Source organism: Catenulispora rubra, assembly GCF_015356825.1.
GTDB classification, from domain to species: Bacteria; Actinomycetota; Actinomycetes; order Streptomycetales; family Catenulisporaceae; genus Catenulispora; species Catenulispora rubra.
The window spans coordinates 1-15,457 of record NZ_JAACYW010000276.1 but is presented as its reverse complement, the minus strand read 5'-3'; the positions used below and the strand labels follow the sequence as shown (position 1 = coordinate 15,457).

15 protein-coding genes and 1 pseudogene are annotated in these 15,457 nt (G+C 70.1%); 7 read left to right on the top strand and 9 right to left on the bottom strand.

The annotated features are described in order from the left end of the window. Positions 1–116, top strand: a pseudogene (locus GWK61_RS61090) (carbohydrate ABC transporter permease); the annotation flags it as partial. A 6-nt stretch (positions 117–122) separates the two neighbouring features. Here the strand turns inward: GWK61_RS61090 and GWK61_RS43700 are convergent. Further along, complete coding sequence (locus tag GWK61_RS43700) at positions 123–1,358, bottom strand: EfeM/EfeO family lipoprotein (RefSeq protein WP_194918173.1); 1,236 nt, start codon at positions 1,356–1,358, stop codon at positions 123–125. Between the two features lie 246 nt (positions 1,359–1,604). Beyond that, positions 1,605–2,069, bottom strand: coding sequence for a winged helix-turn-helix transcriptional regulator (locus GWK61_RS43695; protein WP_194918171.1), 465 nt, complete (start codon positions 2,067–2,069; stop codon positions 1,605–1,607). A 156-nt stretch (positions 2,070–2,225) separates the two neighbouring features. On the opposite strand from GWK61_RS43695, the gene GWK61_RS43690 reads away from it, so the two are divergent. Further along, on the top strand, positions 2,226–3,176 hold the full coding sequence (locus tag GWK61_RS43690; RefSeq protein ID WP_194918170.1) for an alpha/beta fold hydrolase: 951 nt from the start codon (positions 2,226–2,228) through the stop codon (positions 3,174–3,176). A 10-nt stretch (positions 3,177–3,186) separates the two neighbouring features. Continuing rightward, positions 3,187–4,296, top strand: a complete 1,110-nt coding sequence (locus GWK61_RS43685) for a phosphotriesterase family protein (protein WP_194918168.1) — start codon at positions 3,187–3,189, stop codon at positions 4,294–4,296. 6 nt (positions 4,297–4,302) lie between these two features. Here GWK61_RS43685 and GWK61_RS43680 read toward each other — a convergent pair whose 3' ends face one another. After that, positions 4,303–4,680: a hypothetical protein gene (locus tag GWK61_RS43680; RefSeq protein ID WP_194918166.1), complete on the bottom strand. Its 378-nt coding sequence runs from the start codon at positions 4,678–4,680 to the stop codon at positions 4,303–4,305. 183 nt (positions 4,681–4,863) lie between these two features. Between GWK61_RS43680 and GWK61_RS43675 the strand changes: the two genes are divergently transcribed. After that, positions 4,864–5,955 (top strand): mandelate racemase/muconate lactonizing enzyme family protein, encoded by a 1,092-nt coding sequence (locus GWK61_RS43675; protein WP_194918164.1) that lies wholly within the window; start codon positions 4,864–4,866, stop codon positions 5,953–5,955. 21 nt (positions 5,956–5,976) lie between these two features. Here the strand turns inward: GWK61_RS43675 and GWK61_RS43670 are convergent, their stop codons facing one another. The 6 genes from GWK61_RS43670 to GWK61_RS43645 all read right to left on the bottom strand — a co-directional run bounded on the left by GWK61_RS43670 (position 5,977) and on the right by GWK61_RS43645 (position 11,862). Further along, positions 5,977–6,813 (bottom strand): hypothetical protein, encoded by an 837-nt coding sequence (locus GWK61_RS43670; RefSeq protein ID WP_194918162.1) that lies wholly within the window; start codon positions 6,811–6,813, stop codon positions 5,977–5,979. 198 nt (positions 6,814–7,011) lie between these two features. After that, on the bottom strand, positions 7,012–9,300 hold the full coding sequence (locus GWK61_RS43665) for an FtsX-like permease family protein (RefSeq protein WP_194918160.1): 2,289 nt from the start codon (positions 9,298–9,300) through the stop codon (positions 7,012–7,014). Beyond that, positions 9,294–9,896, bottom strand: a complete 603-nt coding sequence (locus GWK61_RS43660) for a hypothetical protein (protein ID WP_194918158.1) — start codon at positions 9,894–9,896, stop codon at positions 9,294–9,296. Before GWK61_RS43660 ends, GWK61_RS43665 begins: the two co-directional genes overlap by 7 nt. Further along, positions 9,893–10,627 carry an ABC transporter ATP-binding protein gene (locus GWK61_RS43655; protein WP_194918156.1) on the bottom strand — a complete coding sequence of 245 codons (735 nt, stop codon included), beginning with the start codon at positions 10,625–10,627 and terminating at the stop codon, positions 9,893–9,895. The genes GWK61_RS43660 and GWK61_RS43655 overlap by 4 nt, the downstream gene beginning before the upstream one ends. Continuing rightward, positions 10,624–11,256: a PadR family transcriptional regulator gene (locus GWK61_RS43650; protein ID WP_194918178.1), complete on the bottom strand. Its 633-nt coding sequence runs from the start codon at positions 11,254–11,256 to the stop codon at positions 10,624–10,626. Before GWK61_RS43650 ends, GWK61_RS43655 begins: the two co-directional genes overlap by 4 nt. Before the next feature lie 123 nt (positions 11,257–11,379). After that, positions 11,380–11,862, bottom strand: coding sequence for a hypothetical protein (locus GWK61_RS43645; RefSeq protein ID WP_194918154.1), 483 nt, complete (start codon positions 11,860–11,862; stop codon positions 11,380–11,382). Positions 11,863–12,026: 164 nt separating this feature from the next. Here GWK61_RS43645 and GWK61_RS57585 point away from each other — a divergent pair, with 164 nt between their 5' ends. The 3 genes from GWK61_RS57585 (at position 12,027) to GWK61_RS43630 (ending at position 14,504) form a co-directional block, all read left to right on the top strand. Beyond that, positions 12,027–13,271: a polysaccharide lyase family 7 protein gene (locus GWK61_RS57585; RefSeq protein ID WP_228563924.1), complete on the top strand. Its 1,245-nt coding sequence runs from the start codon at positions 12,027–12,029 to the stop codon at positions 13,269–13,271. A 160-nt stretch (positions 13,272–13,431) separates the two neighbouring features. Beyond that, entirely contained in the window at positions 13,432–14,085 is a 654-nt protein-coding gene (locus GWK61_RS43635; protein WP_194918152.1) for a GNAT family N-acetyltransferase, read from the top strand. 23 nt (positions 14,086–14,108) lie between these two features. Then, complete coding sequence (locus tag GWK61_RS43630; protein WP_194918150.1) at positions 14,109–14,504, top strand: hypothetical protein; 396 nt, start codon at positions 14,109–14,111, stop codon at positions 14,502–14,504. Positions 14,505–15,457 lie beyond the last annotated feature (953 nt).

Here is a 15,457-nt window from a genome sequence, read left to right as displayed (position 1 = left end):
TGCCGCTGATCGCCCCGGGCATGTCGGTGGTCCTGATCTTCACCTTCATCCAGGCCTGGGGCAACTTCTTCGTGCCCTTCATCCTGCTGCAGAGCCCTGAGAAGCTGCCGCCTGCGGCCCCATCACGACTTGTCCAACCGTGGCTCGCAGATCGTCGCGACCGGCGCCAGCAACTCCACCGCGGCCCCCGCCGCCGAGTTCAGCGCCTCCCGCTGCGGGTTCGTGAGCTGCGTCAGCGGCGTCCACGACCCGTCGGCGTGCCGCTGCGCCTCGACCAGGCCGCGCAGCCGGGTCAGCGCGGCGTCGATCCGCGGCAGGTCGGGATCGCGCGGCGTCAGGATCGGCCGCAGGATGCCCAGCAGGGCCTGCGTGCCGTCGATGTTGGCGTCGATCGTCGCCATCGTCGTGCCGCTGCCCTGGTCGCTCTGGCCGGACAGCTCGAAGCGGACCGCGTCCTCCAGGATCTCGTGCGTGCGCAGGCCCAGCTGGAGCGGGTCGATCTGGGCGCCGGGGAACTCCGCGGCCAGCTTGTCCACCGACGCCACCAGGTCCCCGGCCGGGCCGGTCAGCTGCGCGGCTGTCTGGCCGTGCCAGAGCCCGTATTCGAGCCGGTGGAAGCCCCCGAACCCGGAGTCGCCGACGCCGCCGGGAAGGTCGTTCGGCAGCCCGTCGATCGCGTCGCCGACGTCGCCGAACGCGTCGTACGCGCCGCCGAGCCGCTCGTACTGCTGATGCGCGGGCACCCAGTCGGCGCGCGCGGCGTCGAGGTTCCCGGCGGCGATGTCCGCCTGGAGCTTCTGGACCAACGGCTTCAGTTGGCCCAGGCCGTTCTCGACGTAGGACTGGTACTGCTTCACCGGCCCGGTCAGATCCGCGCGCGACACCGGCAGCACGCCGGGCGTCACGGCCCCGGCCATCGCCGCCGAGGCACCGCCGGTGACGTGCACAGCGGGCCCGGTCACCGGATCGGCGTCGGCAGGCCAGCACTTCAGCGCGTACGTCCCATCGCCGAGCACGACGGGCATCTGGTCACTGGTCCCGGCCGCGAGCCCGACGAGCTCCCCGTAGATCGCACCGCTGTCCGGGTTGATCAGGTAGACCTCGGTCGTCGCGATGCCGGTGTTCGCGATGAGCAGGTTCTGCTTCCCCGGCTTCGCCGACGTCCACCCGCCCCCGCAGTCATAGGCGTCGACCGTCAGCGCACTGGAAGGCAGCCCGGCGGCATACGTCGGCTTGGCAGGCGAGTGGTGCATCGCGTTACCGGCAACCGCGCCGAGGACCGCCACGGCGGCGGTGAACGCGAGCACGACCTTCGGCGACGCCAGCCTCGGCGGGATCTTGGACAAGGGGAGCCCCATCATGGCGAGCGTCCGGAACGGGTTCGCGTTGAGCTTAGGGCATCCTTATTTTGCGGAAAGGGGTTGAGTGCGGAATTCATTGCCGCTTCGCCGGGTGTTTGCCAGCGGCGATGGGTTACTGCTTGTCAGCGTCCTCATGCAGCCGCTCGTGCAGCCTGCCGAGCCCTGCGCATGGCGCGCTTCGTGAAGCGCTGACCGCGCACGCTGGCGTTAGGAGCTCACCCGGTCGCGCGATGATGGAACCTGCTACCGCCCCGCCGCGCCGATCGGCCGCAGCTCCCCGAGTGCCGTCTCGCTCGGCCGCACGGCGCTGCCGTCCTCCCGCGTGAACGCCACGTGGCGCAGCGGTTCGCCGGTGGTCTGGTCGATCAGCGGCCGGTATTCCTCGCCGGGGTCGAATGTGTAGTGCTCGCCCCACTGGCGTAGGGCGACGATCACGTCGAAGAGGTCGCGGCCCTTGTCCGTCAGTGCGTAGGCCTGGTATGCCGAGGAGTCGGCGGCCGGTTCTGTGCGCAGGATGCCGGCGTCGACCAGGCCGGCGAGGCGGTCGCTGAGGATGTTCTTGGCGATGCCCAGGCTGCGTTGCAGCTGGCTGAAGCGGCACGGTCCGTCGAACGCGTCGCGCAGGATCAGCAGCGTCCATCGGTCTCCGACCAGGTCGACCGTCCGCATCACCGGACAGGGCTCCTGGGTGGCCTGCCGCTTCGTCATCGCCGCGCCTCCTCGCTTGCCGGCTGTGTTCACACTCGGTTCCCAAAGTTGGTGGTGAAACAAGACTACAGCGGTTGCAAATCGAAACCACTTCTGCCTACGCTGGCCTCCGCCCGAGTCCTGCCGAGGGCTCCAGCACCGCGAGGAGAAGCCGCCATGATCGACCCCGCCGAGACCTTCGACGGAACCTTCCCCTTCCAGCCGCACTTCAGCACCGCCCCCGGATTCCGCATGCACTACGTCGACGAGGGCACCGGCCCCGTCGTGCTCGCCCTGCACGGCGAACCCACCTGGGGCTACCTCTACCGCCACCTGGTCACCGACCTGGCGCCGACGCACCGCGTGATAGTCCCCGACCACATGGGCTTCGGGAAGAGCGAGACCCCGGCGGACCGCACCTACTGGCTCCAGGACCACGTCGACAACCTCGAAGCGCTGGTCACCGACCTGAACCTGACCGACATCACCCTGGTCCTGCACGACTTCGGCGGCCCGGCCGGCATGGGCCTGCTGGCTCGCCGCCCCGAGCTCGTCTCCCGGGTGATCAGCGTCAACGGCCCGACCGCCTTCGGCCAGCCCGGCCTGCCCGCCGCGTTCAAGGCCAACGCGGCCCAGTCCGCGTGGTTCACCTGGATCGCCGAGGCACACGCCCGGGGCACCCTCGACGCGACCCTCGGCGACCTCGGCTACAACATCCTCAGCACCCTGAAACTCAACGGCTTCCAGAACAACGGGATCATCACCCCGTCCTGGCTCCGCGCCTACGCCGCCCCCTTCCCGACCCCGGCGGCCGCGGCCGGCGCGCTGGGCTGGGCCAAGGGCCTGGAACTCGACGCCCACCGCTTCGAACAGCCCGGACCCGAGGCCCGCGAACGAGCCGCAGGCCTGCCGGCCCTCACGCTTTGGGGCTCCGAGGACCGCACCCTGGCCGCCGAGCACTTCCTTCCGCTGTTCCGCGAGACGTTCCCGCGCGGGCTTGTCAGCGAACTGCCAGGCGTCGGCCACTACAGCCCCGAAGACGCACCGGAGACGATCACCGCGCTCATCAAGCTCTTCCTCGACGTCACCGGCGATGGTTCGGCACTCACCGAAGTGATCGCCGCCTAGCGTGTAGCGCATGGAACCAACCCAGGCCGTGTGCCGGACGGTGCGAGGCGACGTCGACCCGCGAGCACTCGGCCGAGTCCTGTCCCACGAGCACGTGCTCGCGCTGCTCGTGGGACCGGGGACGTCCGGCCGCCCGCTGACCGACGCAGAGTTCAACGACGCGAAGGTCGCAGCCGCGGTCGAGGCGCTGAGCGGTCTGAAGGAGCTCGGCTTCGGAACGGTCGTCGACCTGAGCCCCTACGGCGACGCAGGCCGCGACGCCACCGGCGCCAACGCCGCGCTCCTCCCGCGCATCGCCGAAGCGAGCGGGCTGAACATCGTGTCGGGTACGGCCACCTACCGCGAGGAATTCAGCCCCGCGTGGGTCAGGAAGGCCAGCATCGAAGACCTCGTACACCGCTTCGTCGCCGACGCCACCACCGGCATCGGCATCGGCATCGGCATCGGCAGCACCAGCAGCACCGGCGACGGCACCCCCGACGACACAGGTATCAGCACCAGCACAGGTGTCCGCGCCGGCATCCTCGGCGAACAACCCACCAGCGACGGCCACATCACCGACCACGAAGAACGCGGCCTCCGCGCCGCAGCCCGCGCGCACCACCTCACCGGCCTGTCGATCAGCACGCACACGACCCACGGAACGATGGCCCTGGAACAGATCGACCTCCTCGTCCAAGAAGAGGTCCCCCTGGACCGCGTGGTGATCGGCCACATGGACAACCACCCCGACCTCGACTACGTCCGCTGCGTCCTCGACCGCGGCGTGAGCATCGGATTCGATTCCATCGGCAAGCAGTACTGGGACGTCCGTCGCCCCACGCCATCACATCAGGAGCCTGACGGCCGCTACGACAAGCCCGCGATCAGGCAGTCCGACCGCACCCGCGCACACCGCCTGGCCACGCTCGTCGCCGAGGGCTACGCCGACCGGATCCTCCTGTCCGAAGACCTGACCGGCGGCCAGATGTGGCTCAACCCCGCAACCCATGGCCGACATGGTTACGGCTATCTCGGACGTGTCTTCCTCCAAGATCTCGAAGAACTGGGCATCAGTGATCAAGCCATCGACAGAATGCTGATTTCCAACCCCGCGAGACTGTTGTCGGTGTCCTTATAGAGGTCCTTATAGAGCCGCCGCAGCCACCCGATGCGACGCCTCCTGCAACCACATCGCGCCACCCGGCGCCACGACGATCGCCGGCACCCGCCGCCGCGGCATCGTGCCGCAGTCGACGTGCACCACCTCGGCGATCGACCACCCGTCCGGCGCCAGGCTGCGCCCGCTGATCGGCGGGAACACGTGCAGGGCGACGACGTTGCGGTGCCGCGTGGCCCACAGGCACATCCCGAACCGCTCGGCCTGCTCCCCGGTGTGGAAGTAGGCGGCCGGGAACAGATAACCGAGGCGGGAGACGGTGTCGGCGCGGACGCGGAACGCCAGCCGGACCGTGTACCGGGTCGTCTTGGCGTCCGCCGCAGGGTTCATAGTTGTATCGGCCATACAATAAGAGACCGGCGAATCCCCGGTTCATGACGCGGGTTCGGCCCCCGATTTCGCCGAGAATCCCCGAGCGCGAGCCGATCTTCCTCGACCGCTTCCGGTACGGTCGAACGCGCGCAGCATCCAGCCGACCCGCCGCCTCCCGAACACGGCGCGCCGGGCGAGGGGAAAGCAGGACAGCACATGCCGGTCAAGATCGTCGAGGCCACCGCCTGGCTCACCGACCTGGAAGTGGAGACCGTCCGGACCGACGCGGTCCAGGCATTCCTGAAGCAGGAGACCATCTTCGTCAGCATCACCACCGACGACGGCAACACCGGCGTCGGCTACTCCTACACCATCGGCACCGGCGGCAGCTCGGTCCTGGCGATGCTGCGCGACCACCTGCTGCCCCGGCTCGTCGGTGCGGACGCCACTCTCGTGGAGCACCTGTGGCGTGACCTGTTCGCCTCCACCCGCGCCACCACGGTCGGCGCGATCACCTCGCTCGCGCTGGCCGCGGTGGACACCGCGCTGTGGGACCTGCGCTGCAAGCGAGCGGCGGAGCCGTTGTGGCGCCTGGCCGGCGGCTTCCGCCGCGAGGTCCCGCTCTACGACACCGAGGGCGGCTGGCTCCACCTGTCGACCGACGACCTCGTCCGGGGCGCGCAGGCCTCGCAGGCCGCCGGCTGGTCCGGCGTGAAGCTCAAGGTCGGCAAGCCGCGCGTGGAACACGACCTGCACCGGCTGCGCGCGGTCCGCGACGCCGTCGGCCCGGAGCTGGACCTCATGGTCGACGCGAACCAGTCGATGACCTGCGCCGAGGCCCGCCGACGCGCTGCCGCCTTCGAACCGCTCGGGCTGTCCTGGTTCGAGGAACCCCTGCCGGCCGACGACGTCGCCGGCCACGTCGCGCTGGCGCAGTCCACGACCATCCCGATCGCGGTCGGGGAGTCGATGTACTCCCTGGCGCAGTTCCGCGACTACCTGGCGCGCGGCGCGGCCTCGATCGTGCAGGCCGACGTCGCGCGGGTCGGCGGCATCACGCCGTGGCTGAAGATCGCGCACCTCGCCGAGTCCTTCAACGTCGACGTGTGCCCGCACTTCCTGATGGAACTGCACGTCAGCCTCGCCGCCGCCATCCCCAACGGCCGCTACGTCGAGCACATCCCGCAGCTGCGCGCGATCACGCGAAGCCAGATGCAGGTGGAGAACGGCCACGCGATCGCGCCGAAAACTCCCGGCCTGGGGATCGACTGGGACTTCGACGCGATCGACGACCGGCGCGTCGCCTGAGGCGGGTCCAGATCGCAGCCCTCAGTCCAGATCGAGCGCCGTCTTGTCCACCTCGACCCGCGTCGGCCGCGTCGGATCGAACCGGATCGGCAGCCGCGTCCCCGGCGTCGCGATCCGCGCGCGCCGCTCGGGCGTGGAGAACACCAGCCGGGTGTGCGTCGTGTACGGGTCTCCCGTCGGCGGCGTGACCTCCAGGGTCAGGTCGACGATGCCGCCGGGGACGATGCGCCCGAAGAACGCCGGCGCGGTCACCTCCCGCGCCGCCGTCACGACCGCGGTGGCGGGGATGCCGTCGAGGATCGGCGCGCCGTCGTTGATCTCCACGTGGACGTGCGACTCGCTCCACGCCGTGTTCGACTGGCCGCCGAAGGCCTCGCTGATGGCGTTGGTGACGGCCTGCGCGAGATCGCCGCCGCCGGCGAAGTTGCCGCCGCCGGCGAACGGACTGCCGCTGCCCGAGAAGATGGTGCCGAACAGGTTGCCCGGCGTAGCGGTACCGGCCGTCGTGTCTCCCGCTGCCATGCGGGCAGCCGTCTCAGCAGCCTGCTGCATCTGTTGCGCCTGAAGGTTCGCCCGGTACTGCTTCTCCGTCGGCACCTGCTTCCACAGGATCTTGAGCTTGGTCGGCCTGGCCCGGTCGACGACGACCGGCAGATCCATCCCGTCCAGCACCCAGCGGCTGCTCGGCTGCGACGTCTTGCGCGACACGGCAGTCGGGGCCAGCCCCGGGGCGCTCACGACGCCGACGTACGTCACGCCCGACCCGCTGAAGTCCCTGGCCGTGAGCCGGAACGTGCCCGGCACGGGGTCGCGGTAGCGGTGCAACACCCGCCAGAGGCTGAATCCGAGATCACCCATGCGCGTCAGTATGACCGTCGGTATGGCCGCGGTGGAAGCCCGCCGGATATCACGATTGCGCGGTTCGGTCGCGGTAGCCGGATCGCCGACAGCAGGCGCCGAAACCCGAAAGACCGGCCGCAGGAACACCACCGTCCCGGCGGCCGGTGTCGCGGCCGGTGTCGGCACGCGCCCCTGCTCGCGTGCCGCTGCGTCACGCTACCCGCGGCGCCGCCGCATCTCGATCCGCGACCGCGTGAACGCGGCCGACCCGGCGGCGGCCAGCAGCGGCAGGGCCACGACCAGCGCCCCGAGGTACAGCCAGGGCGGCGCGAACTGCGTCTTCTGGACGGACAGCGAGTTGAAGGGATCCTGCGCGATCTGCTGCGCCTTCGCCTCCACCAGGCCGATGCCCGGCAGCAGCCCGAAGGCCGCGCCCAGCACCGCGCCGAGCCCCGCCGTCACCGCGGCCTGCGATCCGGCCAGCAGTCGCCGCACCCGGGGCCTGGCGCCGACCGCCGCCAGCGTCTCCAGGTCGGCCTGCGCGTCGGTGATCGCCAGCCCGGTGGCTACCGCCGCCGCGCCCAGCATCACCGCCCCGGCCACGAAGGCGAGGGCCAGCACGCCGACCCACGTCTGGCTCTGGTAGCCGCGCTCGACGTAGAAGGACTGCTCGATGCCCGCCGCACCGACCAGGTTGTCGGCCTGCTTCTCCTCCTGCGAGGTCGGCATCCGCGTGGTGGCGAACAGCAGCGTTATCGGTGCGAACTTCGCCCCGAGCTTGTTCAGCGCGGTCGGCGACACCACGACGCTCACGTCCCAGCGCGGGCTGTCGACGAGCGCCGCGGGCAGCGTCGTCGTCGTTCCCTTGTCAGGGCACGACTGCTGTTGCTGCTGTTGCGGCTCGCAAGGTGCGTTGACGCCGATCTGCACCGTCGGGTGCGCCCCGGTCGTGGCCATATCGAACTTGTCGAAGACGACCGCACCGCCGGCCTTCAGCGTGTCCTCGGCGACCTTGTCCTCGTGGCCGAGCAACACCCGCACCAGCTCCGGACCCCCGGCCACCACGTTCGACGCACCGGTCTGGAACTGGATTAAGCCGCCCTGGAATCCCTTGTCGCAGCGCTTGTCCCTGTCCTGCGCGTTGATGCTCAGGTTCTGCGGGCACCTGTTCTGCGGCGTGCGGATCACCTGCGGTGTCGCCGGCGTCTCCTGGTCTCCGTAACCGACGCCCTGCATGACGGCCGCGTCGCTCGTCGGCAGCACCGCGCTGATCTGCTTGAGCAGGTGGTCCGCCAGGGCCGGTGTCGCGCCGCGGCCGCTGTTGCTGAGCGCCGCCACGGCCTGGCCCATGTGAAGCTGGCTCTGGTAGTAGTGCCGCTGTTGGGCGTCGTCGGAGTTGATGACCATCGCCACCGTCGTGGCCCCGGCCACCGCGGCCATGATCGCGGCCACCGCCGGGGCGGTGCGGCCGCGGTTGCGGGCGCTGTCCCGCAGCGCCAGGCGCCCGGTCAGCGGCAGCGCCCGGGCCAGCCTGCCGGACCATGCGACCAGCACCGGTGTACACGCGACCAGGCCCAGCTCGGCAGCCCCGACCCCGGAGGCCACCAAGATCGCGTTGCCGTGATGCCAGGCGCCCACCAGGATCAGCGCGGTGCCGAGCACGACGCCGACCAGCCCGATCAGCGGCAGCTTCCACGGCGTCCTCGACTGCCCGCGCCGTCCGGTCAGCGCGCTCAGCACGTCCTGGCGCGCCGTCGTGATCGCCGGGGCGACCGCGGCCGTCACGCCGGTGCCGACGCCGACCAGCGCCGCGGCCAGCAGCTCCAGCGGCTCGAGCCGGAAACCGCCCATCGACTGCCGGGTCAAGTGCCCGAACCAGGGCAGGGTGACGGTCGCGGCCGCGACACCGACCACGGCGCCGATCACCCCGCCGGCGGCCCCGAGCACCACACCGTCGGCCAGCACGATCCGGCACAACCGCCGGCCGTCCGCGCCGGCCGCGCCGAGCAGGCCGAAGTCGCGGCGCCGACGGCGTGCGCTCACCGCGAACGCCGGTCCCGCCAGCAGCACGACCTCCAGCAGCACGATGGACAGCGCGATCGCCGCCACAGCCAGCGTCTTGTTCTGGTTGGTGTCGCCGAAGAGGTTGTTCGGGTAGGCCGTGTAGTAAGGGACCTGCGAACGTGCCGGCGGGTGGGCGATGAGCAGCTTGGACTTCACGGTGAAGCCCTGTGCGTTGAGTTTCTGGGTCAGATCCCAGTCCACCCCGCCGGGAACCGAGATCGGAAAAGCGGTGCTGCCGCCGCCGGTGTGCTTCAGGCTGAGGACTCCCGGGCGGGAGAAGACGACGTCGCTGTACGGTTGCAGCTTGCTGTCGTAGATCCCGGTGATGCGTACGGTCCGGGACCCGTTTGATGTGTCCTGTGATGTTTCCTGCGTGTCCTGCGATGTGGACGGCGGGGACGTCTGGACCGGCGCCGCCTGTCCCCCGGGCCCGATCAACACCCGGGAGCCGCGTCGCGACCGCCGGGCCCGATCACGCGCACCGTGATGGTGTCGCCGACGCCCTTGTGCAGCTCGCCGGCCATCGAGCTGCTCAGCGCGATCTCGTCGGCGGTGGCCGGGGCGGAGCCGGCAATGTGGTCGACCGTGGGGGACAGCATCGGATCGGTGAGGTCGGTCTCCAGCACCTGACCCCAGGCCCGGCCGTCGCTCTCGGTGACCTGTACTTCCGTGCCGTCGGTCGATTGCGGCGTCGCCACGTGCGAACCGGGGGGCAGCAACGCGGCCAGGTCGGCGACGGTCGCCGGCGCCTGGCGCAGCGGCCGGCTGTTCCCGGCCGCGTCCCGCACCGGTCCGGCGTTGCTGTCATCGGGGACCTGGTACATCGGAGTGCCGATGTCGTCGATGAGCGCGTCGTAGCGGCCCATCTGCCAGGTGGCCTTCTGCTCGGCGGTGATCTGCGAGCTGCGCCAGAGCGTGTCGGCCGCGGAAGCGCCCGCGACCGGCAGCGCGAGCATCGCCACCACCAGCGCCGAGCGCTTCTTGTTCCGCCACGCTTCGCGGCGCGCCACCCTCAGCGCGAGACTCCAGTTGCTCATGGTCGGGCCTCGTCGTCGACCAGCAGGTCCTCGGCGCGCTGCGAGGGGGCGGACTCGTCGACGATCAGGCCGTCGCGGATGAAGACGATGCGGTCGGCCCAGGCGGCGTGCCGGGCTTCGTGGGTGACCAGGACGCCGGCGGCGCCTTCGTCGCAGCGCTTGCGCAGCAGCCGCAACACGGTCTCGCCGGTCTCGGTGTCCAGGGCGCCGGTCGGCTCGTCGGTCAGGATCAGGCGGCGGTCGCCGATCAGCGCTCGCGCGATCGCGACGCGCTGCTGCTGGCCGCCGGACATCTCGTCCGGGAAGCGGTCGGCTTCGGCGCGGAGTCCCATTTCCTCCAGCGCGGCGATCGCTTCCACGCGGGCCTTGCGCGCCGACACGCCGTCCAGTTCGCGAGGCAGGGCCACGTTTTCTGCGGCGGTCAGTGCCGGAATCAGGTTGTAGTCCTGGAAGACGTAGCCCACCGAACGCCGCCGGATGGCCGCCAGCTGGGCCTTGGACTGGCTGCTCAGCGGCGTGTCCTGGACCACCACCTCGCCACCGGACGGTGTGTCCAGGCCGCCGGCGAGCGACAGCAGCGTCGACTTGCCCGACCCTGACGGCCCCATGACAGCCACCAGTTCTCCGGCACGTACGACCAGGTCCACGCCGCGCAGCGCGTGTACTTCGGCCGCGCCCTTGCCGTGGGTCCGTGTGACTTTGCGGAGTTCGAGAATCGTCTTGCCGGTCATATGGTTTTCCCCTCCCTGGTGGCAGCGGCCGGTGCGGAGTCGGCGCTGCTGGTGCTGCTGGTGCTGCTGGGACTGATGGGACTGCTGGCTCGGTCGGCCGGCAAGGTCCGGCCCTCGCGCGCATGCCGCAGCACCCGCGCCTCGACGTGGTCCAGCCACCGGATCTCGGCCTCGGACTGGAAGATCATCGACTCCAGGACGAGCGAGGCGGCCAGCTCCCCAGGATCCAGTCGGGCCTTGACGCGGGTGTAGTCCTGAAGCGCGGCCAGCGCGTGCTTGCGCTGCGCGTGCACGATCGCGGCCACGTCGACCCCGGCGACCGTCACGGCCAGCGCCAGCTTCACGGCCAGCTCGTCCCGCGGCCGCTCGGCCCGGGTGACCGGCCGCGCGAACCAGGCGAACAGCTCGTCCCGCCCGGCATCGGTGATGCGGTAGAAGACGTGGTTGGCGGCGTCCTGCCCCGCGGGCTCGACCAAGCCGTCGCGTTCCAGCCGGCTCAGCGTCGTGTAGACCTGCCCGATGTTGAGCGGCCAGGTGGCGCCGGTGCGTTCCTCGAACTCGGCGCGGAGCTGGTAGCCGTAGCGGTCGCCGTCGGCGAGGACGGCCAGGAGGGAGTGTTTGACGGACACGCTATCGGGTCCGTGCATACTCGGTATGGTTGCGGGTCACGGCTATATAGATACCGGGTATGCACGGCGAGGGCAAGTGGCGAGATGGAGGGTGATGGGGGCGGTGACGCGGAGCGGGAGGCCTCAGTCGTCGGAGGCCGCGTACTCCGGATCGTTCTTCGCAAGCCAGGCGCGGTGTGCGTTGTAGAGCATGCGCTGGTGGGTGTCGTGCAGCCCGCTGATGGCGTCCGAGACGCTCACGCCGGCGCCGGCGTCGACCAGGCTGCCGACCGCGTCGAGCAGCTTCATCAGGTCCGACGCGGTGAATCCGCCGACCTTGAGCTGGTGGTCGTAGCCGAACGACACGGCCCCGTTCTCCGGGTTCGCGATGGTCGTCTCGGCTTGGTGCGAGATCTCGCGGCTCAGTGCCGGGCCGAGGCCGGTGGCCAGGATCGCCGCGAGTTCCTCGGCCAGGGCGTCGATCTGGCCGGCGGCCAGCTGTTCGCTCGCCGATTCGCGGAGCACCCAGCGCGTGACGTCTCGGAAGTGCTCGCGCAGGACCGGGACGTCGGGGTCGCCGAGGTCGCCGGTGAACGGCGCGGGGGACGGGCTGCTGGTGTCTGTCATGGCGGCGAATCTAGCCCCGGCGTGCGACAGCTCCTCCGGGCCCCGGGCAGGTGGCGACTCAGGCCATTGACGAGCCTGCCGGTGTCTCTTATCGTGTGCGCCGTTCACCTACATAACCACTGTTCATGTATGTGAATATACGCGCTCGGAAAGGACGTTCCGCAATGACCAGGACTCCCCACACCGGTCACCACCCCCACGGACGCCGCCCCCTGGCGTCCCTCGCCGCCGGGACCCTCGGCGTCGCGCTGACCGTCGCCGGGACGAGCATGGCGCTCGCTCCTGCGGTGTCGGCCGCAAACGTTACCGGCCAGATCACCGGCTATCAGGGCCTGTGCCTGGACGACCGCTCGGCCTCGACCGCCAATCTCAATCCGGTCCAGGTCTACACGTGCAACGGCACCAACGCGCAGAGCTGGACCGTGGACAGCACCGGCAACACGGTGCAGGTGCTCGGCAAGTGCCTCGACGTGCACTCCGCCGGCACCGCCAACGGCACGGCCGTCGACCTGTACGACTGCAACGGCACCGGCGCGCAGACGTGGGTCCCGCAGTCCAACGGCGAGCTGCTGAACCCGAGCTCCGGCAAGTGCCTGGACGACACCGGCTCCGGCGGCTCGGGTACCCAGGTGCAGATCTGGAGCTGCGCCGGCACCGCCAACCAGAAGTGGACGCTGCCCTCCGGCACCGGCGGTGGGGGTGGCGGCGGTGGCGGCCTGAACACCTCGGTCGCCCCCGGCGGCAACTTCGACCTCTCGGTCTGGGAGCTCCAGGAGCCGACCGGCTCACCGGGCTCGCCGACCACGATCGTGCCGTCGCGGCTGGAGGGCGCGAACGGGTATCAGGACTCGTACTTCTACACCGACCAGAACGACGGCGCGATGACGTTCTGGGACCCGGAGAACGGCGTCACCACCCCGAACTCGAACTACTCGCGCTCCGAACTGCGGGAGATGAACTCCGACGGCTCGGCGGCGAACTGGTTCGCGGCCGGCACGACGAACACCCTCAGCGCCACGCTGAAGGTCACGCAGGTGCCCAACCACGTGTGCGTCGGCCAGATCCACCTCGGCTCCGGCGGTTCGACCAAGCCGCTGCTGGAGCTGTTCTACTACTCCAACGGTGACATCAAGATGGCCATCGAGCAGACGCCGGCCGGCGGCAACGAGGTGCTCACCTACGTCGGCAACGTGCCGGTCGGCACGCAGTGGAGCTACGTGATCGGGCTGAGCGACAGCACGATCAGCCTGTCGCTCAACGGCGGCGCCGCGCAGACGTGGACGGCCTCGTCGACGTTCGACGGGTACGGCATGTACTTCAAGGCTGGCGACTACGACCAGACCTCCGGCAGCGACTCCAGCGTCGGCGCCAGGGTCGGCTTCTACGCGCTGTCGATCTCGCACGGCTGATCCGGTTCCGGAGTTCGACCGCGTCCGGTGTGTGAGGACTCTGCGTCACGCCCTCGCGCCCCCTCACACACCGGCGCTCGTCCGAGATGAGAGCGGCCGTGGACACCCGGCGGCGCAGATCCGTACCGTGCCAGCACATTGACACGGAAGGGGACACGGGGTGGACACGTTTCGTCAGGCCGGCGTCGAGGACGCCGAAGCAGTGGCACGGCTGCACGCCGACAGCTGGCGCCGTCACTACCGCGGCGCCTACGCCGACGCCTACCTGGACGGCGACATCCTGGGCGAGCGCGTGCGGGTGTGGTCGTCGCGGCTGGCGGTGCCGACCGGCACCGTGACCGTCCTCGCCGAGGACGACGCCGGGCTCGCGGGGTTCGTGCACCTGGTGGTGGACGACGACGACCGGTGGGGGAGCCTGGTCGACAACCTGCACGTCCGACTCGACCGCCAGCGCACAGGCGTCGGCACGGACCTGCTGCGCCGCGCCGCCGCCGCGGTCGTCGAGCTGGCGCAGACCCCTGCGATGTACCTGTGGGTGCAGGAGCAGAACCAGAGCGCGCAACGGTTCTACGCCGCGATGGGTGGGACGTGCGTGGAGAAGTCGCCGATCGAGTCGCCGGGCGGCGTTCCGGACCGGCTGGTCGGGGCCCCGGTCAAGCTGCGCATCGCCTGGCCGGACGTCGCGGACTCGGCGCTGCGACGGGGTGTGACTGACGGCCGGCACGCTGGTCGGATCGGGGCGGTGTCAGCCCAGCTCGTCCAGGCTCCAGACCAACCCGGATCAGGGAACTGCGAGAGTGAAAGCGATCTGTAAGCGCCCGCGATCACACTGGGCGCATGATGAGTCCCAGAATCGCCGCAAGCATGTTCGTCGCCGTCGCGAGCCTCGGCGGAGTCGCCGCGCTCGCCGCTCCGGCCTCCGCAGCTCCGACCGCGTCCGGCAGCTGCTACTTCTACGACAACCTGAACAACCAGCCGGGCGCCTGTCTGGATGAGACGGCCAACTACTCGGAGGGGAACGTCGGCGTCTGGAACGATCCGAACAGCCCCACCACGCAGGTGGCCACCGGCACGTCCGGGCAGGTCTTCAAGACCCTGGCCTACGTCTCCAACGGCCGGTCGACGACCTGCGACAACGGTGTGACGACGAGCTACTGGTACCAGGGCGTGGATATGGTGAGCCGGCAGACCGGCTGGGTGCCCGACTGCTACCTCGACGGCGAGCCGAGCTGACGGAGAGAACAGAATCCGCCCTCCTGCTTTATGTGCGGGTGCTGGTGACGGGTAGGTATGGCGGGGTGCGGTTGGTTTGTGGTTTTTAAGAGCTTTTTACGGCTTCGCGCATGGTTGGATGGCCTCGCGGGGGGACGCAGTTCGGTTGTGGCACGCGGCTGGCGCTGGCGGCCGTCGGTGAGTCTGGGCACGACCGCGCGGCGGTTCGAGTGAGCGCGGGTGTGGTGTTGGCGGGCGGCGGTGTGCTTGTTCACGGGCGAAGGTCAAGGTCAAACGCACAGTCAAAGGCGAAAGGCGCCTCCGGCGGCGCCTGCGCGGCAAGCGGCCTCGCTCCGGGGGGTGGGGGGCCGCCGCGTGCGCGCACCGAGTGGACCCTATCCACACCACAGGCCGGGTTGTCCCGGTTCCCTCGTCGCTGTCGGCGGGCTCTGCCAATCAGGTCGGACAGGCGGTGTCAAGTCGCACGAGACCCGGCCACAGCAGTAGTGATCCGACTTGATACCGCCTGGCCGATCTGATTCCGTTTACGGCGACGACAGCGATGAGGGAACCGGGACGAAGGCGACCAACACTCAGACCGCCGCCCGCGCGGGGTGTTGGGATCCCTCCGAGCCGAGGCCGCTCGCCGCGCAGGCGCCTGCTCTTGATTTTTGGCACCCACCACACGCGGCCGCCACCCGCCCGCACGACGCGTGCGCAGTGACACGGACCGCCGCGCGGTCGTGCACAGCGACACCGGCCAGCCGCCAGCGCAACCCGCTCCGCACAACCGAACTGCGTCCCCCGGCGAGGTCATCAAACCATGCGCGAAGCCGTAAAAAGCTTCTAAAACCCACAAACCAACCGCACCCACTGCACCCGCCGCACCCCAGCCACCCACACATAGGTCAACGGCGCCAAAAAAGAGAACACGGAAAACATGGAGGAGGGCCGGAGAGGCGACCCTCCTCCAG